Genomic DNA, 23,528 nt, shown 5'->3' with positions numbered 1-23,528 from the left:
ATTCGTACCGCCAACCGTGAACCGCCCCGCCCCCGCCCGGCGATAGAGGGGCTGTGAGACGTGAACGCCCCGCCGGGGCCGGTGAGGACACCGCGCTGCTGCGTGCCGTCGCCGCGGGCGACGCCGACGCCCTCGCGGCGCTCTACGACCGGCACGCGGGCTGGCTGCACGCGCGACTCGCGCGGCGCTGCCCCGACCGGGAACTCGTCGGCGAGGTCCTCCAGGACACCTTCCTCACCGTGTGGCGCTCCGCCGCGCACCACCGCGGCACCGAGACCGGCGGCTGGCTGTGGACCCTCGCGAGCCGCCGACTCGCCGACGCGGTGCGCCGCCAGGAACGCGCCGCGCGCCCCCTGCCCGACCCCGCGCCGCCCGCCCCGTCCGCGGAGGACCGCGTCCTGGCCGGGCTCGCGTACGGGGACGCGGGCGCGGCGCTCGGCAGACTGCCCGCCGAACTCGGCGAGGTGCTGCGGATGACCGTCCTGGACGGCCTGAGCACCCGCGAGACCGCCCGCATCCTCGGCATCCCCGAAGGCACCGTCAAATCCCGGGCCCTGCGCGCCCGCCGCCGCCTGCGCACCGCCCTCACCACCGGACCTGGCCACCCGGGAGGCACCCCGTGACCCCGACGCCCCGCCACCCCGCCGCCGCCGACGCCGCGCGCTACGCGCACGGCACCCTGCCCGGGCCCGCGGCGCGCGTAATGGAAGCCCACGTCGAGACGTGCGGCGCCTGCGCCGCACGCGTCTCCGCCGAGGTCCGCCGTACGGAGGCGGGTCCCGCGCTCGCCGCCGTACGGGCCGGACTCCTCGCCGCGGTAGCCCGCGAGACGGCCGCCGCGCGGGCGGCGGCCGCGCCACGCGCGACCCCCTCCCCCGGGCCCGCGCACCCCGGCCCCCCGACGCCCGCGCACCCCGGCCCCCCGACGCCCGCGCGGACCGCCGGGGGGCGGTTCGCGCGGCGCCGGGGCACGTCCCGCCGCGTACCCGCTGAATCCCGCACCCGCCGCCCTGGCAGGCCCCGGAGCCCGTACCGCCCCCGTGCCCGCACGCCGCTCGCCGCCCTTTTCGCCGCGCTTTTCGCCGTGCTGCGCCCCGGCTGGTGGCTCGCGCTGGTCCTCGTCCCCGCGCTGTGCCTGCTGCTCGGGCGCGGGGCGGGGAACCCGGACGCGCGCGTACTGCTCGTCGCGTGCGCGCCCCTGCTGCCGCTCGCCGGGGTCGCGCTCGCCTACGGGCCGGGGGCCGATCCCGCGCACGAGATCGCCCTCGCCAGTCCGCGCGGCGGGCTGCGGCTCTTCCTGCTGCGCGCGGCGCTCGTGTGCGGCGTGAGCGTGCCCGTGCTCACCGCCGCCGGGGCCCTGCTGCCCCGCGTGCCCGAAGGCCCGGGCGCCGCCGCCTGGTTGCTGCCCGCGCTCGCGCTGACCCTGGTCGCGCTCGGTGCGGGGCCCGTGCTCGGGCAGGGCGGCGCCGCCGCCGCCGCTGCCGCCGGGTGGGGCGCGGCACTGCTGCTGCCCGGCGGCGCGGGCGGCGGCTGGCAGGGGCTGCCCGCACGGATCGCGCTCGTCACCGGCGACCCCGCGGCGCGCACCGCGTGGCTGCTGCTCGCCGCGCTCGCCGCGCTCACGGTCCTCGGCCGCCGTGAGCGCTACCACCACACCTGACCTCGCCCGTCCCACCGACCCCAGGAGCCCCATGTCCTCGCTCGCCCCTTTCCTCCCGGCTCCTCCCCCGCCGCCCCCGCCGACGGAGCCGACGATCGCCATCGAGGAGCTGACCGTCCGCTACCGGCGCCGCACCGCGCTCGACGGGCTCGGTCTCTCGCTCGGCCCCGGCGTGCACGGGCTGCTCGGGCCCAACGGCGCGGGCAAGTCCACGCTCGTCCGGGTCCTCGCCACGGTCGTGCGGCCCGGCGCGGGACACGTGCGGCTGCACGGCCACGACCTCGCGAGCCCGCGGGGCCGCACCGAGGCGCGGCGGCTGCTCGGTTATCTCCCGCAGGAGTTCGGCTACTACAAGAGCTTCACGGTGCGCGAGTTCCTCGCCTACGTCGCGTGGCTCAAGGAGGTCCCCGCCGACGAGGTGCCCGCCGCCGTCGAACGGGCGCTGACGCGCACCGGGCTCGGCGAGCGCGGCGACGCGCGGATGCGGGAACTGTCCGGCGGCATGGTGCGGCGCGCGGGGATCGCGCAGGCGCTCGTCAACGACCCCGCGCTGCTCCTCCTCGACGAGCCGACGGCGGGTCTCGACCCCGAGCAGCGCGTGGACTTCCGCGCACTGCTGCGCGAGGTGGGGCGCGAGACGACGGTGCTCGTCTCGACGCACCTCGTCGAGGACGTCGCGCGGGCGTGCACCGAGGTGACGCTCCTGGAGGCGGGCCGTCTCGTGCTCCGTACGACCCCCGCCGACCTCGCCGCGCTCGGCGCCTCGGTCCCCGAGGAGTGGAGCGGCGGCGGCAGCGAGACCGAACGCGGCTACACGGCCGCGCTGCGCGCGCACCGCGACGACGCGGGCTGGGGGGCGGGCGCGTGACGACAGCGGCGCTGACACGGCCTGTCGCGGTACGGCCGGTGGCGGTGCGCGGGCCCCTCGCGACGGAACTGCGGCGCGGACCCGGGCCCCTCACGGGAGCCGTCACGGCCGTCGTGCTCGCCCTGATGCTCGGCACGACGCTCTTCACGTGGCTCGGCGTATGGGCGGAGACCGCCGAGTTCACGCACCTCGCGGCCGCGCAGGTCGGCCTCCCGCTCGCCCTCGCGGCCGGTTGCTGGTCGGGCGGCAGGGACCGCGCGGCGGGGATCGACGAGCTGCGCGCGACGATGGTGCGCCCGCGCGGGCGTCAGCTCGTCGTCGCGGCGCTGCCCGTCCTCGTGTGGACCGTCGCCGCGTACCTCCTCTTCATGCTCCTCGCGTACGGGGCGACGTGGGCGACCTCGCTCGGCGGCGGCCCCGAGGGCGCGCGCCTCCTGCTCGTCCCCGCCGACGCCGCGGGGCTCTGCGCCGCCGCGCTCGCGGGCGAGTTCCTCGGCCGCCACGTGCGCTGGCGGCTCACCGCGCCCGGGGCCGGGGTCCTGCTGTACGGGCTCGTCGGGGTGCTGCGCGGCGACACCCCGGCCCGGGTCGACCCGGCCGTCTGGGAGGCGAGCGAGACCCCCGCCCCGTGGCTGCCGCTCCTGTACGGGGCCGGGGCGCTCTCCCTCGCCTGCGCCCTCTTCCTGCTCCTCGCCCGCCACCGCGCCGCCGCGCTCCCCGCGCTGCTCGCGGTCCTCGCCCTCGTCCCGCCGCTCGTGCACGACGGGCGCCTGTGGCACGGGGAGCCGAGGCCGTGGGCCCAGGTGTGCGCGCGGCAGGGGGTGCCCGCCGTGTGCGTGCGGTCGAGCCTCGCGGGGCTGCTGCCGGACATGGAGCGCGTCGCGCGGCCCCTCCAGGAGCGGCTGCGCGGGGTGCGGGGGCTGCCGGAGCGGTACGACGACGGGGGTGAGGGGGGCGGGAGGAAGCGGCCGCTCCCGCAGGCCCCGGGCATCGTGCCGGGCCAGGACTTCCGGCTCGCCGGGCTCACGGAACCGCAGCGCTACACGCGCGACCTGGCGTACTCGCTCCTGCCCTGCTTCGACTCGGGTTCCGCCGGCGATCTCCCCACGGAGCACGCCGTCATGTCCTGGCTCACCGGCGAGCGCGACGTCTTCGCGGACGACAAGGAGTCCGGCGCCGCCGACCGCAAGCTCCGCGCCATGACCCCCGCCGCATGCGCCGACTGGCTCACCGCCTACTTCGGCGCCCGCGACGCCTGCCACGCGAAGCGGCCCGGGAAGGTCCCGGCGCTGTGAACGGCTTCCCGTCCCTCACGGGCCTCCGCCTGCACGCGCGCGCCCGGCACGTCCCCGGCGTGCTGCTCCTCCTGCTCGCGAACGCGCTCCTGTGCGGCGTGCTGAGCCGTACGGTCGAGGTCTATCCCGACCCCGACGCCGTCACCCCGCTCATCGCGCTCGGCCCGCTGGTCGCCGCCGCCGCGCTCGGCTCCGCGACCCTGGAGCCGCTCCCCGAGATCGCGCCCACGACCGCCCGTTCGGGCCCCCTGCCGCGCCTCGCGCTCTACCTCGCCCTCGCGCTCGCCGGGGCCGTGCCGCTGTCCCTCGTCACCCCCGCCGGGGACGCGGGCACGACCTCCTACGGGCCCGGCGTCATGGCCCGCAACACGCTTGGCGTCTCGGGGCTCTGCGCGGCCTCCGCGGTGGTCCTCGGTGCCCGGCTCGGCTGGCTGCCCGTGCTCGGTTACGGGGCCGCCGTCTTCCTCGGCGGCCGCACGCTGCGCCCGTACGCGACGACGACCCGCGTCTGGGCCTGGCTCAACCAGCCCGTCGGCGACCGCCTCGCCCTCGGCGTCGCCCTCGCGGTCTTCCTCGCGGGCGGCGCGCTCTACGTCGCGAAGGGGGCGCGCACCGTGCGGGAGTGAGGAGCGGTTTGCCCGGGCGGGGGCCGCCGCCGGAGGATGGCGGGGCGCGATCGATCCAGGAGGTACGTGCGATGAGCACCGCTCTGCCGGACGAGGAGTTCCCCGGCACCCGCTTCGGCCCCGGCCCCGGCACCCCGCCCGAGGTGCTCGACCGGCGCGAGGGACCGTACGGCGAGGTGGTGCTGCGGCGGCACGGGGACCTGCTCCAGATCATCGCCAACGGCACGTTCCTCATGGACACATCGGACGGGCGCTCCGAGCGGCTCCTGCTCGACGCGGCGCTCGGCGCGCTCGACGGGCGGCCCGCGCCCCGCGTGCTCATCGGCGGCCTCGGCGTGGGCTTCTCGCTCGTGCGCGCGGCGGGGCAGGAGCGCTGGGGGCGGATCGTCGTCGCCGAGCGCGAGGAGGCGATCGTGGAGTGGCACCGTACGGGCCCGCTCGGCGCGTACACGGCGCGGGCGCTCGCCGACCCGCGTACCGAGATCCTGCGCACCGACCTCGTCGCGCACCTGCGCGCCCCGGGGGAGCGCTTCGACGCGCTGTGCCTCGACATCGACAACGGCCCGGGGTGGACGGTCGACGAGGGCAACGACGGGCTGTACGACGCGGCGGGACTCGCCGCCTGCCGGGAGCGGCTGACGCCCGGTGGGGTGCTCGCCGTGTGGTCCGCGCAGCCCTCGCCCGCCTTCGACGAAGCCTTGCGGAATGCCGGGTTCCAGGGGGTGCGTACCGAAGAAGTCCCTGTTGCCCGGGGCGTTCCGGACGTCGTGCATCTCGCCCTGCGGCCCGCATAGCTAAGCGGCGCCCGGTGCCCGTACGCTCTGACGGACCGCGGACCCCCCACCCCCGGCCCCGCACTGTCGGCCGGGCGCGCGCGTCGGACGGACGTGTTCCCGTGCGTGTTCCCGTGAGTGAGCAGGCTCATGTCTGGCCTCCCGGGCTCGGGGCAGAAGCGGAACGGACGACACACGTACCTTCAGGGCGGGGCGATGGAGCAGACACAGACCTCCCACAGCGGCACGGCACCGGCCGCCGGGGCACAGCGGCGCGTACTCGTGGTCGAGGACGACCCGACGATCGTGGACGCGGTCGCGGCCCGGCTGCGCGCCGAGGGCTTCCTCGTGCAGACCGCGCAGGACGGGCCGTCGGCGGTGGAGACCGCCGAGGCGTGGCAGCCGGACCTGCTGGTCCTCGACGTCATGCTGCCCGGATTCGACGGCCTCGAAGTGTGCCGCCGCGTGCAGGCGCACCGGCCGGTGCCCGTCCTCATGCTCACGGCGCGCGACGACGAGACGGACATGCTCGTCGGGCTCGGTGTGGGCGCGGACGACTACATGACCAAGCCGTTCTCGATGCGCGAGGTCGCCGCGCGCGTGCACGTGCTGCTCCGCAGGGTCGAGCGCGCCGCGCTCGCCGCGGCGACGCCGCGCAGCGGTGTCCTTCGCCTCGGCGAGCTGGAGGTGGACCACGCGCAGCGGCGGGTGCGGGTGCGCGGCGAGGACGTGCACCTGACGCCGACCGAGTTCGACCTGCTCGTGTGCCTCGCCGGCACCCCGCGCGCGGTGCTCTCGCGCGAGCAGCTGCTCGCCGAGGTCTGGGACTGGGCGGACGCCTCGGGGACCCGTACCGTCGACAGCCACATCAAGGCGCTGCGCCGCAAGATCGGCGCGGAGCGGATCAGGACCGTGCACGGCGTGGGATACGCGCTGGAGACCCCGGCGCCGTGACGCGGCGCGGGGCCGTGGCGCGGTGCGGGGACGCGGGTTCCCGGGCCGCGCGAGGGGGAGGAAAGTGATGGCGCAGTACCAGGACGGGGCGGGGACGCGGCTGCGGCCCTTCCCGATCAAGGCGAAGCTCGGCACGCTCGTCGTGCTCTCCGTCTTCATCACCACCGGGCTGCTGCTCGTGGCCCTGCGCACCGACACCGAGCTGCGGTTCATCACGGTCTTCTCGGTCATCGCGACGCTCCTCATCACGCAGTTCGTCGCGCACGGCCTCGCGTCCCCGCTCGCCGAGATGACGACGGTCGCGCGGGCGATCTCGCACGGCGACTACACCCGCAGGGTCTCGGGCGCCGACCGCGGCGACGAACTGGGTTCGCTCGCCGAGACGATCAACCGCATGGCGGACGACCTGGAGGCGCAGGACCACCACCGCAAGGAGCTGGTCGCGAACGTCTCGCACGAGCTGCGCACCCCGATCGCGGCGCTGCGCGCGGTCCTGGAGAACGTCGTGGACGGCGTCTCGGCCGCCGACCCCGAGACGATGCGCACGGCGCTCAAGCAGACGGAGCGGCTCGGGCGGCTCGTCGAGACGCTGCTCGACCTCTCGCGGCTCGACCACGGCGCCGTCCCGCTGCGCGCGCGGCGCTTCGAGGTGTGGCCGTACCTCTCGGGCGTTCTCAAGGAGGCGCAGCTCACGGGGGCCGCTGTGGCGCGCCGCAAGCTCGCCTCGGACTCGGGGAGCCACACGCGCAGCGACGTGCACCTGGCCCTGGACGTCTCGCCGCCCGAGCTGACCGCCTACGCGGACCCCGAGCGGCTGCACCAGGTCGTGGCCAACCTCATCGACAACGCGGTCAAGCACAGCCCGGCGGCGGGGAAGGTCACGGTGCGGGCGCGCGCGGGGGCAGCCCCTGACTCCCTGGAGCTGGAGATCATGGACGAGGGCCCGGGCATCCCGCGCTCCGAGTGGCACCGCGTCTTCGAGCGCTTCAACAGGGGGGCCCTTCCGCACGTGCAGAAGGCGGGCTCCCCCGGGGGCGACGGCGGTACGGGGCTCGGCCTGGCGATCGCCCGCTGGGCCGTGGACCTCCACGGCGGCCGTATCCGCGTGGCCGAATCAGCGCGGGGCTGCCGCATGCACGTCACACTTCCGGGGAAGTCGTTGGACGGGCAGTTGACGTAGGCTGCCAGGGGAGCCCGTTCTTCCGTATGTGAACAGGTCAGGGGCCTCGCGCCGGGTCGATCACCCGGTTCAGGGCCCGGGCAGGGGCACGTACCGGCACCGGGTTGCCCAGCCCCCGGCGGGAAGGCCCGCCGCCGGCGCGCCAAGGGAGTCGCGGGGGCCGGAAGCGAAGGTCAAATTCACGGTTGTTTCCCGCCAATCACAGCGGCGAAACACCTTCTTGGATGTGACTTACGCGACGGATCACCGGCCCGGCCTGCATCCGCGGGCCCCGGAGGCGTAGCCTTTATTCCCGCTGTCCATCACCTTGTGAGAAGCGGAAGAGGGCGGTTACCGCCGTGTCGCCACAGTCCCCCAGTAACTCGACGAGCATCTCGACCGAGCCGGTCGGCCAAGGCAAGCAGGGCTCGGACCCTGCTGCTGCCTTCGGCGCGAACGAATGGCTCGTGGACGAGATCTACCAGCAGTACCTCCAGGACCCGAATTCGGTCGATCGTGCCTGGTGGGACTTCTTCGCCGACTACAAGCCGGGCAGCGCCCCGGCCCGTACGAGCACCTCCGCCGCGCCCGCGGCCCCCGCCGCCCCTGCCCCGCAGGCCGCCGCGCCCGCGCCGCAGGCCGCGCCCGCGCAGGCCGCTCCGGCCCCGGCGAAGCCCGCGCCCGCGCAGGCCGCGCCCGCCGCGCCCCAGGCCGCGGCGAAGCCCGCGCCCGCGGCGAAGACCCCGGCGCAGCCGCAGCCCTCGGCGAAGCCGGCCGAGACCGAGCCGACGGGCCCCGAGTTCGTGACGCTGCGCGGCCCCTCCGCCGCCGTGGCGAAGAACATGAACGCCTCGCTGGAGCTGCCGACGGCCACCTCGGTGCGCGCGGTCCCCGTGAAGCTGCTCTTCGACAACCGCATCGTCATCAACAACCACCTCAAGCGGGCCAGGGGCGGGAAGATCTCCTTCACGCACCTCATCGGCTACGCGATGGTGCAGGCGATCAAGGCGATGCCGTCGATGAACAACTCGTTCACGACGAAGGACGGCAAGCCCACCCTCGTCAAGCCCGAGCACATCAACCTCGGCCTCGCCATCGACCTGGTCAAGCCGAACGGCGACCGGCAGCTGGTCGTCGCGGCGATCAAGAAGGCCGAGACGCTCAACTTCTTCGAGTTCTGGCAGGCGTACGAGGACATCGTCCGCCGCGCCAGGGACAACAAGCTGACGATGGACGACTTCTCCGGCGTCACCGTCTCGCTCACCAACCCCGGCGGCATCGGCACCGTCCACTCCGTGCCGCGCCTCATGCCCGGCCAAGCGGTGATCATGGGCGTCGGCGCGATGGAGTACCCGGCCGAGTTCCAGGGCACCTCGCAGGACACCCTGAACAAGCTGGGCATCTCCAAGGTGATGACCCTCACCTCGACGTACGACCACCGCGTCATCCAGGGCGCGGCATCGGGCGAGTTCCTGCGCATCGTCGCGAACCTGCTGCTCGGCGACAACGACTTCTACGACGAGGTCTTCAAGGCGCTGCGCATCCCGTACGAGCCGATTCGCTGGAACCGCGACATCGACGCCTCGCACGACGACGACGTCACCAAGGCCGCCCGCGTCTTCGAGCTGATCCACTCCTACCGGGTCCGCGGCCACGTCATGGCCGACACCGACCCGCTGGAGTACCACCAGCGCAAGCACCCCGACCTCGACATCACCGAGCACGGGCTGACGCTGTGGGACCTGGAGCGCGAGTTCGCCGTCGGCGGCTTCGCCGGCAAGACGATGATGAAGCTGCGCGACGTCCTCGGCGTGCTGCGCGACTCGTACTGCCGCACCATCGGCATCGAGTTCATGCACATCCAGGACCCCAAGCAGCGCAACTGGATCCAGGACCGGGTCGAGCGCGGTGCCACGACCGCGAAGCCCGAGCGCGAGGAGCAGCTCCGCATCCTGCGCCGCCTCAACGCCGCCGAGGCGTTCGAGACCTTCCTCCAGACGAAGTACGTCGGCCAGAAGCGCTTCTCCCTCGAAGGCGGCGAGTCCGTCATCCCGCTGCTCGACGCCGTGCTCGACGCGGCCGCCGAGTCACGCCTCGACGAGGTCGTCATCGGCATGGCCCACCGCGGCCGCCTCAACGTCCTCGCCAACATCGTCGGCAAGTCGTACGCGCAGATCTTCCGCGAGTTCGAGGGCAACCTCGACCCGAAGTCGATGCACGGCTCCGGCGACGTCAAGTACCACCTGGGCGCCGAGGGCGTCTTCACGGGCCTCGACGGCGAGCAGATCAAGGTCAACCTCGCCGCGAACCCCTCGCACCTGGAGACCGTCGACCCGGTCATCGAGGGCATCGCGCGCGCCAAGCAGGACATCATCAACAAGGGCGGCACCGACTTCACCGTGCTGCCCGTCGCGCTCCACGGCGACGCGGCCTTCGCCGGCCAGGGCGTCGTCGCCGAGACGCTCAACATGTCGCAGCTGCGCGGCTACCGCACCGGCGGCACCGTGCACGTCGTCATCAACAACCAGGTGGGCTTCACCGCTCCCCCGGAGTCCGCGCGCTCCTCGATGTACGCCACCGACGTGGCCCGCATGATCGAGGCACCGGTCTTCCACGTGAACGGCGACGACCCCGAGGCCGTCGTCCGCGTCGCGCGGCTCGCCTTCGAGTTCCGTCAGGCGTTCAACAAGGACGTCGTGATCGACCTCATCTGCTACCGCCGCCGCGGCCACAACGAGTCGGACAACCCCGGCTTCACGCAGCCGCTCATGTACGACCTCATCGACAAGAAGCGCTCGGTGCGCAAGCTCTACACCGAGTCCCTCATCGGCCGGGGCGACATCACGCTGGAAGAGGCGGAGCAGGCGCTCCAGGACTTCCAGGGCCAGCTGGAGAAGGTCTTCACGGAGGTCCGCGAGGCGACCACGACGCCCGGCGAGACCGAGGTCGTGCAGCCGCAGGCCGAGTTCCCCGTCAACGTGGACACCGCGATCTCCACCGAGGTCGTCAAGCGGATCGCCGAGTCGCAGGTCAACATCCCCGAGCGGGTCACCGTGCACCCGCGGCTGCTCCCGCAGCTCCAGCGGCGCGCGGCCCAGATCGAGGAAGGCGCCATCGACTGGGGCACCGGCGAGATGCTCGCCTTCGGCTCCCTGCTCATGGAGGGCACCCCGGTCCGCCTCGCGGGCCAGGACTCCCGCCGCGGCACCTTCGGCCAGCGCCACGCGGTGCTCGTCGACCGCGTCACGGGCGAGGACTACACGCCGCTCCAGTACCTCTCCGAGGACCAGGCCCGCTTCAACGTCTACGACTCGCTCCTGAGCGAGTACGCGGCGATGGGCTTCGAGTACGGCTACTCGCTCGCCCGCCCCGAGGCGCTCGTGCTGTGGGAGGCGCAGTTCGGCGACTTCATCAACGGCGCGCAGACGATCATCGACGAGTACATCACCGCGGCCGAGCAGAAGTGGGGCCAGACCTCCGGCGTCACGCTGCTCCTGCCGCACGGCTACGAGGGCCAGGGCCCGGACCACTCCTCGGCCCGCATCGAGCGCTTCCTCCAGCTGTGCGCGCAGAAGAGCATGACGGTCGCGATGCCGACGCTCCCGTCCAACTACTTCCACCTGCTGCGCTGGCAGGTCCACAACCCGCACCACAAGCCGCTCGTCGTCTTCACGCCGAAGTCGATGCTGCGCCTGAAGGCGGCGACGTCGAAGGCCGAGGAGTTCACCTCCGGTCAGTTCCGCCCGGTCATCGGGGACACGACGGTGGACGCGGCGAAGGTCCGCAAGATCGTGCTGTGCTCCGGGAAGGTCTACTACGACCTGGAGGCCGAGCGGACCAAGCGGGGCGCGGACGACACCGCGATCATCCGCCTGGAGCGGCTGTACCCGCTGCCCGGCGCGGAGATCCAGGCCGAGTTCGCCAAGTACCCGAACGCCGAGAAGTTCCTGTGGGCCCAGGAGGAGCCGGCGAACCAGGGTGCCTGGCCGTTCATCGCGCTCAACCTGATCGACCACATCGACCTCTCGGTCGGCGCGGCGATCCCCCACGGCCAGCGGCTGCGCCGTATCTCGCGCCCGCACTCCTCCTCCCCCGCGGTGGGCTCGGCGAAGCGCCACCAGCAGGAGCAGGCACAGCTCGTGGCGGAGGTCTTCGACGCCTGAGGCGTGCGAGGCCCCGCGGCGCGCCGAAGCGCCGACGCGTGAGCGGGAAGGCCCCGCTCCCACCGGGAACGGTGGGGGCGGGGCCTTCCCGCGTCCGGCACCCGCTCACGTCGTGTACGCCTCGAAGTCCCACAGGGGCAGCCCCGCGCGGGCGGCGCGGGCGAGGGGGTGCGCGGGCCCGGGTGTCCCCGCCGCGGCACCGGTCGTACGGGCGCGGAGCCGGGCCGCCGCCTCCCGCTCGCCGAGCGCGGCGCGGCAGGCGGCCGCGTTGAGGCCCGCAGCGGGGGTCCAGGGGTGCGCCGGGCCCACGGCGGCCTCCAGGTCCGCGCGGGCCGCTTCGGCGAGGCGGAGCGCGGTACGCGGCCCGCCACGCCGGTACGCGACCAGGGCGACGTTCCCGCGCGCGCCCGCGGCGAAGGGGTGCCGGGGGCCGAACGCGCGCGCGTAGTCGTCCGCCACCGCCTGCGCGAGCGCCCCCGCCTCCCCCAGGTCCCCGTGTTCGCGCAGGTGGCAGGCGAGGCTGTTGCGGAAGAGCAGCGTCAGCGGGTGCCGGGCGCCGTAGGAGCGCCCCGCCCTCGCGGCGACCCGGGCGAGCACGGCCCCTGCCTCCGCCGCCTGCCCGAGCGCGGCCAGGCACAGGGCGCGGTTCTGTTCGGCGCGCAGGGTCTGGAGGTGCTCGGGCCCGAGGTGGCGCGCGTGCGCGGCGGCGTTCTCCGCGAGGAGGGCGTGGGCCTCCTCGTACCGCCCGAGCGGGCGCAGGTCCATCGCGTGGGAGAGACCCGAGAAGAGCGTCCACGGGTGGGCGGGGCCGTGCACGGCGCGGCGGGCGCGCAGTGTCCGCGCGTCGAGGGCGAGGGCGCCCGCGTAGTCGCCGCGCAGCCGCAGCGTGGCGGCGATGTTGTTGTCCGCGTTGAGGGTCTGGGCCGCCTGCGCGCCGAGGAGCCGCCGGTAGGTCTCGGCGACGCGTACCGACAGGCCGTACGCCTCCTCGTAGCGGCCGAGCCCGCGCAGGTCGGCGGCAAGGCCGCTGAGGGCGCGGGCCGGCGTTCGTCGTCGATGCAGAGGAGGCCGCGGCCCCCTGCCTCGGCGAGCAGGCCCGGCTGTTCGCTCGCTCTGCCGCGCAGCAGGGCATCGAGTTCCCAGCCGCCGAGTACGCGGTCGTCGGTGGCGTTGATGGGGAGGGTGACGGGGAGGAGGCCCTCGGCCATGAGGTCGAAGGCGCGCACGACGGTGGACTTGGCGGTGCCGCGCGGGCCGCTGAGCAGCACGCCGCGGATCGCCGGTTCCACGTACTGGAGTTCCAGGGCGCGTTTCGCGTCCTGCTGGCCGCCGACGAGGCTGTACGGCAGGATGCCCGCCCCGGTGTCCTGCGGGGAGGGGTGCTCGGGGGCGGTCATCAGGGCGCGTCCGCTTCCGCGGGCGGCGGCACGATCGTCTCCTCGCGGGCCTCCGCTTCGGTGAGTGCGGGCGCGGTGCGCCCCGGGGCCCAGCGGAAGGTGAGCTGGAGCTGTGCCTCGGCGGTGGACTTGGCGAGGCCGACGGTGCCTCCGGCCTCGACGCGGATGGCGAGTTGCAGTTCGACCTCCTCGGGGCGCACCGCACGGCCGAGCGCGTGGAAGCGGGTGGCGGCCTGGCGGGCGCAGCGCTCGGCGAGGTCGAGTGCCTCGCCGTAGGAGTTGCGGACGACCGCGCCGACGCGTTCCGCGCCGTTTCCCCGCGCGCGGACGTCGTCCCACAGGGCGTCGCCCTCGCGCGGCGCGGGCACGCCCGGGTCGACGAAGATCGGGATGTCGTCGTCCGGTGCGTTCGCCGGCTCCGCCGCTTCCGTCATGCTCTCCCCCTCGCCTCGCACGCCACGCGCGCTTCAACTCCATTGTCCCGTAAGGGAGTTGAATATTACGCCCGGGCCCACGACATGCCCGCGCCCGGCGCGAGGCCCCCCCGGGGGGGCATCCCGCGCTCCCCGGGGGCCCTCGCCGTGTTCCCTCAGGTCGTCTGCGGCTCGAAGTCCCAGAAGGGGCGCTGCCGGGAGCGGGCCGAGACGGTGTGGACGTGCTGCGGGCCGAGCGTCTGGGCGAGGTCGTCGAGCGCGGCCGACTCCTCCTTGTCCGCCGCCTCGCGCTTGCGCAGCGCCCGCAGATCGGCGGCGTGCGCGATACGGGCGCTGAGGGTGAGCGGGTGGGTGCGGCTGAGGGACTCGGTGGCCTGCACCGCCGTCTTCGCCGTGAGGCGCTCCGCGCCCTCGACGTCGCCGAGGACATTGCGGATGGCGGCGGTGTTGATGGCGCAGCCGAGCGACCACGGGTGCCAGGGGCCGACGGCACGCTCCATCGTGGCGAGCGCGTCCTCGCTCAGCTCCAGGGCCTGCTCGCGCTCGCCGAGGTTGCGCAGGACGAGGGCGAGGTTGCCGCGCACCCCCGCGGTGTAGGGGTGCGCCTCACCGAGGGTCCTGCGGTACGAGGTCACCAGACGCTCGCCCGTCCTGCGCGCCTCGTCGATGTCGCCGTGCTCCCGCAGGTAGGAGCTGAGGCTCGCGAGGAAGAGGAGCGTGGTGGGGTGGCGGCCGCCGATGACGCGTTCGCAGCGTTCGACGACGGAGGCGAGCGCCGCGCCGGCCTCCTGCCGCTGGCCCATGCGGTAGCGGCCCATCGCGAGCCCGAACTCGGCCCGCAGGGTCTGCGGGTGGTCGCTCCCCATGACGAGCTGGTTCTCGCGGACGCTCATCTCCAGGTTGGAGCAGGCCTCCTCGTTGCGGCCGAGCAGGCGCAGGTCGGTCGCGTAGGAGATCTCCGAGAAGAGGGTCCAGGGGTGCCGCCTGGCGAGCAGCCTGCGGCGGTCCTCCAGGATCTGCCGGTCGATGGTGAGGGCGCCCTCGTAGTCGCCGAGGAGCTGGAGCGAGACGGCGACGTTGTTGTACGCGCTGAGGTAGCGGGAGTCCTCGGGCCCGACGAGTTCGCGGTAGGCGTCGGCGAGCCAGAGCGACAGCTCCTTGGCCTCCTCGAAGCGGGCGAGCCCGCGCAGGTCGGCGGCGAGCCCGCCGACCGCGCGCAAGTGATCGAGGTCGTCCTCGCCCTTGGTACGGCGCAGGAACTCGACGGCGGGGCGCTCGATCCGCTCGGTGGGCCCGTACTCGCCGAGGGTGCGCAGGACGTTGGCGTAGTGGTGGGTGACGTCCCAGACCCTGGGGTGCTCGGGGCCGAGGACCTCGCGCCAGGTCTCCAGGGCGCGCTGCCCGAAGGTCCGCCCCGCGTCGTACTCGCCCGAGAGGTACATGTATCGCAGGCAGTTGAGGACGAGGCGCTGCACGTCGACGTCGGTGCTGTGCAGGACGTCGGCGTACTTGAGGTGCGGGACGATCTCGGCGTAGCGGGGCCAGTTGCGGGTGTCGGTGGGGCGGCCGGGGTCGGCGAGCGCGAGGGCGCGCCGCACCGTGTCGGCGAGACCGAGGCCCTCCTCCGCCGAGATGTCGCTGTGCACGATTTGATGGACCATTCGGTGCAGGTAGAGGGATTCTCCGGACTGGGCGTCCTCGGTGGCCCCTTCGTGGGACTCCAGGCGGACGACCGAGTACTGACGCAGCTGGTTGACGGCCCTGTTCCAGCGGAGCGGGTCGTTGAGCAGGCCGACGAGCTGTTCCGGTACGCCCTTCGACGGCAGGTCGCGCAGGAACCACACGGGGATGAGCCCAGGGGCGAAGTACGTGCACAGGCGCAGCAGGTCGATGGACTCGGGCACGGTGTCCCGCAGCCGGTTGAGCAGTATGCTCCACGCGGTCTGGAAGGCCGCGGGGAAGTCGGCGGAGACCTTGACGACGCTCGTGTCGCCGCCCTCCTCCAGCAGTTCGATGTACTGCTCGATGGAGATGTCCGAGTCCTTGAGCCAGCCGGCCGCCTGGTCGAGGACGAGCGGCATGTCGCCGAGGGCCTCGGCGAGCTGGTTCGCCTCCGCCTCGTCGAGACGGGGCGCGCGGCGGCGGATGAAGGCGACGGACTCGTCGCGCGCGTAGACCGGCACGTCGAGCAGACGGCTGTTGTGCTGGCTCCAGTCGGTGTTGCGGGAGCTGATCAGGACGTGGCCGGGTCCGGTCGGGAGCAGGTCCCAGACCTCCTCGGGTTCGTCGGCGCCGTCGACGACGATGAGCCACCTGGCGTACGGGTCGCCGCGCCGCAGCGCGTCGAGCGCGGCGCGCAGCCGCTCGCCGTACTCGTCACCCGTGCGCAGGCCGAGCGCCGTGGACAGCTCGGCGAGGCCGCGCCGGTAGGTGCCGCGGTTCTCCGCGCTGATCCACCACACGACGTCGTACTCGGAGCCGAAGCGGTAGACGTACTCGGCGGCGAGCTGCGTCTTGCCGACCCCCGACATGCCGTTGAGGGTGAGGACGCCCGCGCCCTCACCGGCCTCCGTGAGGTAGTGGTACGCCTCGCCCAGGAGCGTCTCGCGGCCCGTGAAGCGGGTGTTGCGGCGCGGGACCGCGCCCCAGACCTCGGGGGTGTCGAGCGGGAAGCGGGGTCCTGGGGTGGCGTGGACGCGCGCGGGGAGGCGGTCGGTCGGCAGGCCGAGGGCGAGCAGGACGCGGCGCTCGGCCTCGCGCTCGCCGATGCCGGTCAGCTCGGAGGGGGCGAGCGCCGTGGTCGCCGTGGGCAGGGCGCCGCTCGCGACGCTGACCGCCGCGAAGCGCTCGCGGTGCGGCGGGACGACGGAGCGCAGCGCGGCGTTCCACTCGGGCGAGGTGCGGGGGCCGAGCTGGAAGTACCAGTCGCTGAGGATCAGGAGGATCTTGCCGGGGGCGAGCACCAGGTCGGAGAAGCTCGTCTCCAGGTTCTCGGTGACAGGGGGGTCCCAGCGCTGGAAGGACACCTGGTACCCGCGCAGGTTGAGGCGGTGGCCGATCCAGGCGGCCCAGGCGCGGTTGAAGCCGGCGAAGCTGATGGTGATCGGCTCCGTGGCCAGCGGCCGGCCCGCGCCACCGCTCGTCCCTGTCCCCGTGGTCATACGACACCCTCCCGGCTGCGTCCCGGCCCCGCGGCGCCGGGCCCTTCGCATGCCCCGCGATGGACACACCGCGGGTGGTTCGATTCCCCTCAACGTACCGTGCGACGAAGTGTTTTCACGAGCCGTCAGAAGCCTTCGCGGTCACCTTTCCGCGCGGTTCGCCCGAACGTGTGAACGGCTGTCCGGTCCCGCTCCCTGCGCCACGCGCTCCGCTTCGTGTCCACGTAGGCACGCGCCCGCGCGAGGTGTCCCGCGGGCGGATCGGTGCGGGACAGCTCGATGTGCACGGCGACCATCCCGTCGGCGAAGGCGCGGCCCTCGGGGGTCAGCGCCTCGGAGCCCACGAGCGGGGGCAGCGCGGCGGCGACCATCTCGCGGCAGCGGGCGTGTTCCGCCCAGGCGTGGTCGCGTTCGGGTCCCTCGGGGCCGCGCAGCGCGTACGCCTGCCACCACTGGGCCAGGGCGAGGTGGCTGTAGACGCCCTGGAGGAGGCCGTCGAAGGGGCGCGGGTCGGGGCGCCAGGGGGCGAAGTAGACCGCGGCGGGGCCCGCCTCGTGCAGCGGGGTCAGCTCGCCGAGCGCGGAAAGCTTGGCGTGCCCCAGCTCGTGGACGAGGAGCGCGGCGAAGGCGACGGGACTCGGCGGCACGCTCGCCAGGACGACCCCGAAGGCGTCCTTGCGGGTCGCGCTGCAACTGCCTCCCGCCCGGTCCCCCGCACGGCTCGCCGGGGTGCGCAGCGGGACGAGGGAGTGGAGCAGCCGCGTGGCCTCGGCGAGCCGGTGCGGCCCGCCGAGGGCGAGGAGCGGCGCGGTGCCCGCCCAGCTCTCGTACCAGGGCTTGCGGCTCGCGTCGTCGAGCGTCACCGGCTCGCTCAGGGAGTGGTGACGCACCCCGGGGGCCGCGCGGTAGGGCCCCGTGTCGTCGAGCGGTACGGGGACGCCGCCGGGGACGAGCGGGGGCAGGGCGTGCGGCGGGAGCCAGTCGGCGTCGGCCGACCAGGCCTCGTGGCCCGGGCGCGTGAAGACGGTGACGCGCGGCGCGCCGCGGGGCGTGAGGCGTATCGCGCCCGCGGAGTGCGCGGCGGTGACGCGCACGGGTGCCGTGCCGGGGACGCGCAGGGTCCCGATCCCCGGGAGGGTCAGGGCGCCGTCGTGGGCGGTGAGGTCCGTGGTGACGGGGAGCCCCGCGGCCACGGCGGCGGCGAAGGCGAGGGCGCCGAAGTGCGCGAGGCCGAGGTCGCGGTCGCCGGGGGCCGGTTCGCCGGCGGTGACGGCGGCGAGGGTCTGGCGGGCCCAGGGTCCGGTGAGCGGGTGGAGGAGCAGGGCGCGGACGCGGGCGGCGGCCTCGGGGCCCTCGGCCTCGGCGGCCTCCAGGAGGGCCCAGTCGGCGGCGGCGCGGCGGCGTTCGGCGGGCGTGACGCGGGCCGACGAGGCGTCGGTGACGGTGTCGAGCAGCGCCCGGAGCAGCAGGAGCCTGCGGTTGGCCTGGTCGTGGACGAGGTGGTCGAGTGTCGCCTCGCCGCCCTCGGTCCTGGCGAGTTCGCCGAGGACGGACGGCGGGACGAGGGACGAGGCGGCGAAGGGGCGGGCGGACGGCGGTACGGCAAACGGGCCGGAAGGCGGTACGGACGGCGGGACTGCGCGCGTCATCGGCGGGCTCCTGGGACGGGTGCCGGCCGCGGCTCGCCGGGCGCTCCCCGCGCCGCCCGGTCCAGGGCGACCGCCACGTGGCGGATGAATTTCTTCAGGTCGGCGCAGTACACCGAGGGGTTGGCGAAGCCGGTGCCCTCGCGGTAGCGGTGCGCGTAGTGCCCGCCGCCGCAGACGCGGAGCAGGGGGCAGGCGCGGCACTCGGCGGCGAGCGCGGCGGCGCCTGACTGGCGGGCGCGGACGCCGGGGTGGCCGAGTGCGGCGTCGAAGGAGTGGTGGAAGACGTCGAGGCCGGTGGCCGCGGCGCCCTCGTAGGCGGATTTGAGGGAGTCGACCTGCTCGATGGCGCCGTCCGTTTCGACGACGACGGCGGTGAAGGGGTCGAGTCCGAGCGACTCGGTCGCCGCGGGGCGGCCGAGCAGGAGCGCGAGGCACTCCTCGAAGAGCCGTATCCGGGTGGTGCGGCGCGGGGCTCCCCACCAGGCGTCGAAGACGGCGCAGAGCCAGTCGGCGTAGGGGGTCGGCCCGCTGGCGGGGCGGCGGGCGCCGTCGAGGCGGGGCGGCGGCTTCGACCAGTTGCCGTGCGGGAGGAGCAGGTCGAGCGCGGGCGGGCCGAGCGCGAGGAGCGAGGTGTACAGCTCGACGGGGTCGGTGTCCGTGTCGACGACGGTGAGGATGCCCGCGTACGCCTCGGGGTGCGCGGCGAGGAGACGGGCCGCGTCGCGCGCGGCAGAGAAGGAGGGGCGCCCCGCGTGGTCGACGCGCTGCCTGTTGTGCGCGGCCCTGCCGCCGTCGAGACTCAGGCCGATACGGATGCCCGCGTCGGCCAGGGCGCGCACGGCGGCCTCGGTGAGGAGGGTGCCGTTGGTCTGCACGGTGACGTGCACCTCGCACCCCGCGGGCACGGATTGTCTCACCAGCGCCACGAGTTCGGTGAGCGGACCGGCGCCGCCCAGCAGGGGCTCCCCGCCGTGCAGCACGAGCGAGACGGCGGGCAGCGCGTGCGCGGCCGCGTGCTCCCCGATGCGCCGCGCGGTACGGGCGCGCACCTCGGGCGACGCGGCGGCCGGGCGGGACCGCCAGCTCGTGTCGGGGCCCTCGTAGAGGTAGCAGTAGCGGCAGGCGAGGTTGCACCTGCTGTGCGTCTTGAGGATGAACTGCCGGAAGGGGTACGGGGCTTCGCCCGCTCCCCCGCTGCCGTCCCGGTGCCCGCGGCCCGGTGCCGAGGGGGTGGTGGCTGGCACTGCTCGCTCCCCCAGGTCCGGTCGATGGGCGGTCCCGTGCCCCGTGTGGTGGGTCTCCCGCCCGTCGTACGGGGCGAAACCTCCTAGGGCCCCGATGTCCGGTTCGCCGCTCCGCCCGTCCGAAACGCGGAGTCCGCGCGGGTCCTCACATCGCGTTGTTGAACCCCCACAGCATCTCGGTCGAGTTCCCCGCGCGCTCGCGGAGCCCGTCGATGACCTCGCCGAGCACCGGGTGGTCGAGGGCGCGCAGGGCACGCAGGTCGAGTGCGGTGAGGTCGGGGAGCGCCTCGGGCGTGCCGGGTGCTCCGCTGCTGTCGTGCGTCATGTGGTCCCCCTCGTCGATGCGGCTCGGTGCGGAGCGGGACGGCACTGTCCCGGTTCCTGGCGCGCCCCAACGGCCCCGTCCTCCCGCGGCGTGCCCTCGGCCCGGCGCGCGCCGCGGTCAGTTCGCGGGCCGGTCGGCCAGGTCCGCCAGCTCCTGCGCGGTCTGCCGGGGAGTGGGTTCGCCCATGACCTCCATGCCCGTTGGCAAGCGTTTCCATTCCTCCAGGGCCGCGAGGTAGGCGGTACGGGCCGCGCGCGGCTGGGCGGCTCCGGCGTAGTCGCGCCCGAGCCAGTGGTGGGCCTGGGCGGTGCGCGAGACGGCCGTGGCGCGGTCGCGGTCGTCGGTGGCCTCCTCCTGGGCGCGGCGCCCGGCACGGGCCGCCGCGCGGAAGACGTCGGCCGCCTCGCCGTAGCGCGCGAGGCGGCTGGCGCCGGTCGCGGCGAGCAGGAGGCACTGCCCCCATTCCAGGTGCGCGGTCGCCGCGGCCAGCGGCGCGCGGGTGCGGCGCGCGGCGATGCCGAGGTGGAACTCGGCCTCGCGCAGGTCGACGCGGTCGCCCGTGAGGTGGTGGCGGTGGACGAGGGCGCGGCCGAGGAGGAGTTCGCGGTGCGGGGCCGCGCTGTGCTGGCTGCCGGTCTCGGTGAGGCAGCTGCGGAGCACCTGGACGGCGCGGTTGGCGCGGGCGACCCTGGCCGCGTGCTCGCCGTCGCCGAGACGGGCACGGTCCAGGAGGGTCTGGCCCCACTCGGCGAGGAGGCGCGCGTGGGCCGCGCTGTCGCGCGGGATGCCGGGCAGCGCCTGCCCGAAGTGCTCGGCGGCCGCGTCGAGTTCGGCCGGATCGGCGTTCTCCGTGTAGCGGGCGCGGTGCAGGCGCGCGGTACGGGCGAGCAGTTCGCTGCGGTGGCGGCCGCGGGCGGCGGGGAGCGCGGTGGCGAGTCGGCGGGCGGCCTCGGCGAGCCCTTCGGGACCCGAGGCGAGGAGGGCGTCGACGAGGTCGAGCACGACCGCGGGCCGGTCGTCGGGGCGCAGCGCGGACTCGTCGTGCGCCGGGGGCGCGAGGTCGAGCGCGGTGCGCAGCGAGTGCGCGGCGCGGCGGGCCCGCGCGCGCGTCTCGGCGCTCTCGCCCGCGAGCCCCGCGAGGCGCAGGAGGAGCCGCCCGTGGGCGAGGGCGAGCAGGGCGGGGACCTCGTCCTCCTCGCCCGCGCGCGCGTCGGCGAGCGCTTCGAGCATCCCGACGCCGCTCTGGAGCAGCGAGCTGTCCCCGCTGATGCGGAACTGGCTCTCCAGGACGCCGACGCGCTCCAGCGTGAGCCGCAGCGCGTGCGCGGGGTCGAGCCCGGGCGCGGCGCACGCGGCCGCGTACTGGCGTTCGGCGGCGCGCAGCAGGTCGAGGCCCTCGGCCCTGGCGCCCCGGCGGCGCGCGTCCTCGGCGAGCGCGGCGAGGACCTGGGCGAGTACGGCGCGGTGCGCGGGCGCACGCGAGGCGGCGACGGCGGCCTCGGCGTGGCCGCGCGCCTCCTGGAGCATCGCCTCGCCGCGTTCGACGCGCCACAGGCGCAGCAGGGTCGCCGCGCACGTGGCGAGGAGTTCGGGCGCGGGCTGTTGCTGCTGGCGTACGGCGCTGCGCAGGAGCTGGGCGGCGTCCATGAGCGACTGGACCATGCCGTGCCGCTCGTACTCGGCGACGAGGCCGTCCGCGGCGCCGAGCGCGGGGTGCGGGAGGCCGCCCTCGCCCTCGGGCACGGGCGATACGGGCAGGAACCGCCGCAGCACCTCGGCGGCGACCTCGGCGAAGGGCTGCGGTACGCCCCCGGGGCCGCGCGCGGCGGACTCCTCCTCCTCGCCCCTGCCCTCGTACCCCTCGCCGTCCCTGCCCTCGTAGGGCTCGCTCCCGCCGGCGGGCAGCCGGTCGCCCTCGGCGGGGGGCGGCAGCGCGGGGCCGCCGTCGAGCTGGGCGAGGGCGAGGGCGGGGAAGTTCGGTCCGCCCTTGCCGAAGTGCTGGGTGACGTACTCGGAGCAGTGCTTGAGGATGAGTGCGGCCTCGTCCCTGCCGAGCGGGCCGAGCAGCGCCTCGCGCACGCCGGGCGCGAAGGCGTACCAGGGCCCGGTGGCGGGGTCCTCGTCGCACTGCTTGAGGAGTCCGCCGAGGAGGACCTCGGCGAGTTCGGCGGGCCCTGAGCCGGGGAGCATCGTGCGCTGCACGAGTTGCATGACGGGCAGCGAGAGCGGGGCGGCGGCGAGGTGGGTCGCGAGGCGCCCCGCGAGGGGCGAGGCCGCGGCGCGGAAGCGGCTGACGCGCTGGAGCGCGGGGACCTCGGCGCTGCGCGCCGGAGCCGCCCCCACGGGCTGGTCGGGGCGTACCCAGCCGATCGCCCCGGTGACCGCGGCGCCGCCGCGCCCGGTCATGAGCCGCGCCCAGGAGGCGAGCGCCGCGGGCACGGGCGGGACGACGGGCACCGGCAGGGCCTCGGGCGAGGGGCGCGTGGTGCGTTCGGCGACCTGGAGCCGGCCGGTTCCCGCGCGGGTGAGCCGGCCGAAGACGACGGGGAGCCTGGTGCGGTTCCACAGGCGTTGCGGGAGCGGCTGGAGGACGGAGACGGGGCCCGAGCGGGCGAGGCGGTGCAGCAGCCGGTGGCCCTGCCCGGTGCGCCACAGCTCGCCCGCGCAGTCGCTCACGACGAGGGTGAGGCTGCGCCCGGTGGGGTCGGCGAGGCGTTCGGGTCCGTAGCGGGGTCCTTCGCCCGGTGCCGCGGCGAGGACGGGAGGGGCGGCGGCATCGGGGCCCTCGTGGAGGTAGTGGCAGCGGATGCCGGAGAAGGCGCCGAGCTGCGAGAAGACCTGCCGCAGCTCCTCGAACATGCGCTCCCAGACGCGCATCGAGGGGGAGGCGTCGAGGACGAGGTGGAGGGTCGCCTCGCGGCGCTCGACGGTGCGGTAGACCGGGAGGACGAGGCCGCCGGCGCGCGCGGAGAGTTCGGCGGTCGCGGTCTCGTCGAGCACCTTGCGCCGCCGGGTGCCCGCGGTGCGGAAGCGCTGGAGGGGGCGCAGGGCGCGCTGGAGGTCGAGCGTGGAGCCGAAGGCGGGCGCGGCGGGCACGCCGATGCGCAGCCCGCGCCCGGGCACGGCGTCGCCGACGGCGTAGCCGGGCCCCGCGGTCCCGCCGCGCGGGCCTCCCGCCCCTTCGCCGCGCCCCGCGTAGAGCCCGACGGTCCCGCCCGAGCCGCCGGTCTCCGGCACCGCGGGCGAGGGCGTCTCGTCGGGCGCCGCGGACGGTACGGGCGGTACGGGGCCCGGGGGCGGCGGCAGGGGCGGGCCGCCGCTCTCCCGCCGCGTGCCCTGTTCCCCCCTGCCGCGCTCGCCGGTGGCCCCGCCGATGCGCCCGGCCAGCCACAGCGCGTCGCCGAGTTGTTCGGCGTCGGGGTCGAGCCCGGCGGTGCGCAGGGTGAGGACGAGCGAGGAGAGCGGGGACGGGGCGGCGCGGGGCGCCTCGGGCGCGCCGTCGGCGGGGGACCTCCGGGCGGGCCCTGGCGGCTCGCTGGGCGCGGGGCCGGGCGGTTCACCGGGCGCGGGGCCGGGCGGTTCACCCGGCGCGGGGCCGCCGTCGGGGCCGGTCGCCGGGGCTTCGGGCGCGTGCGGCCTCATCGGCTCGTGTCGCGGCCCCTGGCCCTGTACGGCGCCGCCCGTCCCGTACCCCGTCCCGTACCCCGTCCCCGTGCCGGACGGCGAGCCGCTCGTCCGGCGCGGGAGGGGGCCGGGCTCGACCGGGCCCCCGGCGTTGTCCTCCCCGTGGTGCGGCATGGCGGCGAAGTCGCGCATCGGG

At 75.3% G+C, this 23,528-nt stretch carries 16 protein-coding genes and 2 pseudogenes; 9 read left to right on the top strand and 9 right to left on the bottom strand.

The annotated features are described in order from the left end of the window. Positions 1 to 53 precede the first annotated feature (53 nt). From ACQYWQ_RS21650 to ACQYWQ_RS21610, 9 genes are all read left to right on the top strand, one after another. Positions 54 to 623, top strand: coding sequence for an RNA polymerase sigma factor (locus ACQYWQ_RS21650; protein ID WP_431036743.1), 570 nt, complete (start codon positions 54 to 56; stop codon positions 621 to 623). Next, entirely contained in the window at positions 620 to 1,660 is a 1,041-nt protein-coding gene (locus ACQYWQ_RS21645) for a zf-HC2 domain-containing protein (RefSeq protein WP_431036742.1), read from the top strand. Before ACQYWQ_RS21650 ends, ACQYWQ_RS21645 begins: the two co-directional genes overlap by 4 nt. 31 nt (positions 1,661 to 1,691) lie before the next feature. Continuing rightward, positions 1,692 to 2,528: an ABC transporter ATP-binding protein gene (locus ACQYWQ_RS21640; protein ID WP_431036741.1), complete on the top strand. Its 837-nt coding sequence runs from the start codon at positions 1,692 to 1,694 to the stop codon at positions 2,526 to 2,528. Beyond that, a complete protein-coding gene (locus tag ACQYWQ_RS21635) occupies positions 2,525 to 3,823 on the top strand; it encodes a hypothetical protein (protein WP_431036740.1) in 1,299 nt (432 codons plus the stop codon). The genes ACQYWQ_RS21640 and ACQYWQ_RS21635 overlap by 4 nt, the downstream gene beginning before the upstream one ends. Continuing rightward, the gene (locus ACQYWQ_RS21630) at positions 3,820 to 4,449 is read left to right on the top strand and encodes a hypothetical protein (RefSeq protein ID WP_431036738.1); all 630 of its coding nucleotides are present in this window, start codon (positions 3,820 to 3,822) and stop codon (positions 4,447 to 4,449) included. The genes ACQYWQ_RS21635 and ACQYWQ_RS21630 overlap by 4 nt, the downstream gene beginning before the upstream one ends. A 71-nt stretch (positions 4,450 to 4,520) precedes the next feature. Beyond that, positions 4,521 to 5,243, top strand: a complete 723-nt coding sequence (locus tag ACQYWQ_RS21625; protein ID WP_431036737.1) for a spermidine synthase — start codon at positions 4,521 to 4,523, stop codon at positions 5,241 to 5,243. Positions 5,244 to 5,438: 195 nt separating this feature from the next. Then, complete coding sequence (locus ACQYWQ_RS21620) at positions 5,439 to 6,176, top strand: response regulator transcription factor (protein ID WP_164283088.1); 738 nt, start codon at positions 5,439 to 5,441, stop codon at positions 6,174 to 6,176. Between the two features lie 67 nt (positions 6,177 to 6,243). Next, positions 6,244 to 7,356, top strand: a complete 1,113-nt coding sequence (locus ACQYWQ_RS21615; protein WP_431036735.1) for a HAMP domain-containing sensor histidine kinase — start codon at positions 6,244 to 6,246, stop codon at positions 7,354 to 7,356. Positions 7,357 to 7,694: 338 nt separating this feature from the next. Beyond that, positions 7,695 to 11,498, top strand: coding sequence for a multifunctional oxoglutarate decarboxylase/oxoglutarate dehydrogenase thiamine pyrophosphate-binding subunit/dihydrolipoyllysine-residue succinyltransferase subunit (locus ACQYWQ_RS21610; RefSeq protein ID WP_431036734.1), 3,804 nt, complete (start codon positions 7,695 to 7,697; stop codon positions 11,496 to 11,498). A gap of 105 nt (positions 11,499 to 11,603) precedes the next feature. Here ACQYWQ_RS21610 and ACQYWQ_RS21605 read toward each other — a convergent pair whose 3' ends face one another. The 9 genes and pseudogenes from ACQYWQ_RS21605 to ACQYWQ_RS21565 form a co-directional block, all read right to left on the bottom strand. Further along, positions 11,604 to 12,314 carry a tetratricopeptide repeat protein gene (locus ACQYWQ_RS21605; RefSeq protein WP_431039288.1) on the bottom strand — a complete coding sequence of 237 codons (711 nt, stop codon included), beginning with the start codon at positions 12,312 to 12,314 and terminating at the stop codon, positions 11,604 to 11,606. 30 nt (positions 12,315 to 12,344) lie between these two features. Further along, positions 12,345 to 12,509, bottom strand: a pseudogene (locus tag ACQYWQ_RS21600) (tetratricopeptide repeat protein); the annotation flags it as partial. 71 nt (positions 12,510 to 12,580) lie between these two features. Next, positions 12,581 to 12,895, bottom strand: a pseudogene (locus ACQYWQ_RS21595) (magnesium chelatase); the annotation flags it as partial. Beyond that, on the bottom strand, positions 12,895 to 13,329 hold the full coding sequence (locus ACQYWQ_RS21590; RefSeq protein WP_431036733.1) for a CU044_2847 family protein: 435 nt from the start codon (positions 13,327 to 13,329) through the stop codon (positions 12,895 to 12,897). The pseudogene ACQYWQ_RS21595 and the gene ACQYWQ_RS21590, both read right to left, overlap by 1 nt. A 155-nt stretch (positions 13,330 to 13,484) precedes the next feature. Then, positions 13,485 to 16,490: an FxSxx-COOH system tetratricopeptide repeat protein gene (gene fxsT / locus ACQYWQ_RS21585; protein ID WP_431036732.1), complete on the bottom strand. Its 3,006-nt coding sequence runs from the start codon at positions 16,488 to 16,490 to the stop codon at positions 13,485 to 13,487. Positions 16,491 to 16,615: 125 nt separating this feature from the next. Continuing rightward, complete coding sequence (locus ACQYWQ_RS21580) at positions 16,616 to 18,139, bottom strand: aKG-HExxH-type peptide beta-hydroxylase (RefSeq protein WP_431036730.1); 1,524 nt, start codon at positions 18,137 to 18,139, stop codon at positions 16,616 to 16,618. Then, on the bottom strand, positions 18,136 to 19,383 hold the full coding sequence (locus ACQYWQ_RS21575; RefSeq protein ID WP_431036728.1) for an FxsB family cyclophane-forming radical SAM/SPASM peptide maturase: 1,248 nt from the start codon (positions 19,381 to 19,383) through the stop codon (positions 18,136 to 18,138). Before ACQYWQ_RS21575 ends, ACQYWQ_RS21580 begins: the two co-directional genes overlap by 4 nt. A 145-nt stretch (positions 19,384 to 19,528) precedes the next feature. Then, complete coding sequence (fxsA, locus tag ACQYWQ_RS21570; RefSeq protein WP_431036727.1) at positions 19,529 to 19,708, bottom strand: FxSxx-COOH cyclophane-containing RiPP peptide; 180 nt, start codon at positions 19,706 to 19,708, stop codon at positions 19,529 to 19,531. A gap of 117 nt (positions 19,709 to 19,825) precedes the next feature. Continuing rightward, entirely contained in the window at positions 19,826 to 23,524 is a 3,699-nt protein-coding gene (locus tag ACQYWQ_RS21565) for an SAV_2336 N-terminal domain-related protein (protein ID WP_431036725.1), read from the bottom strand. Positions 23,525 to 23,528 lie beyond the last annotated feature (4 nt).

Origin of the sequence: Streptomyces sp. P6-2-1 (assembly GCF_050613165.1) — a bacterium.
GTDB lineage: Bacteria > Actinomycetota > Actinomycetes > Streptomycetales > Streptomycetaceae > Streptomyces.
Note: the sequence above shows the minus strand (reverse complement) of the source record. Positions and strands in the feature narration are given on the sequence as shown.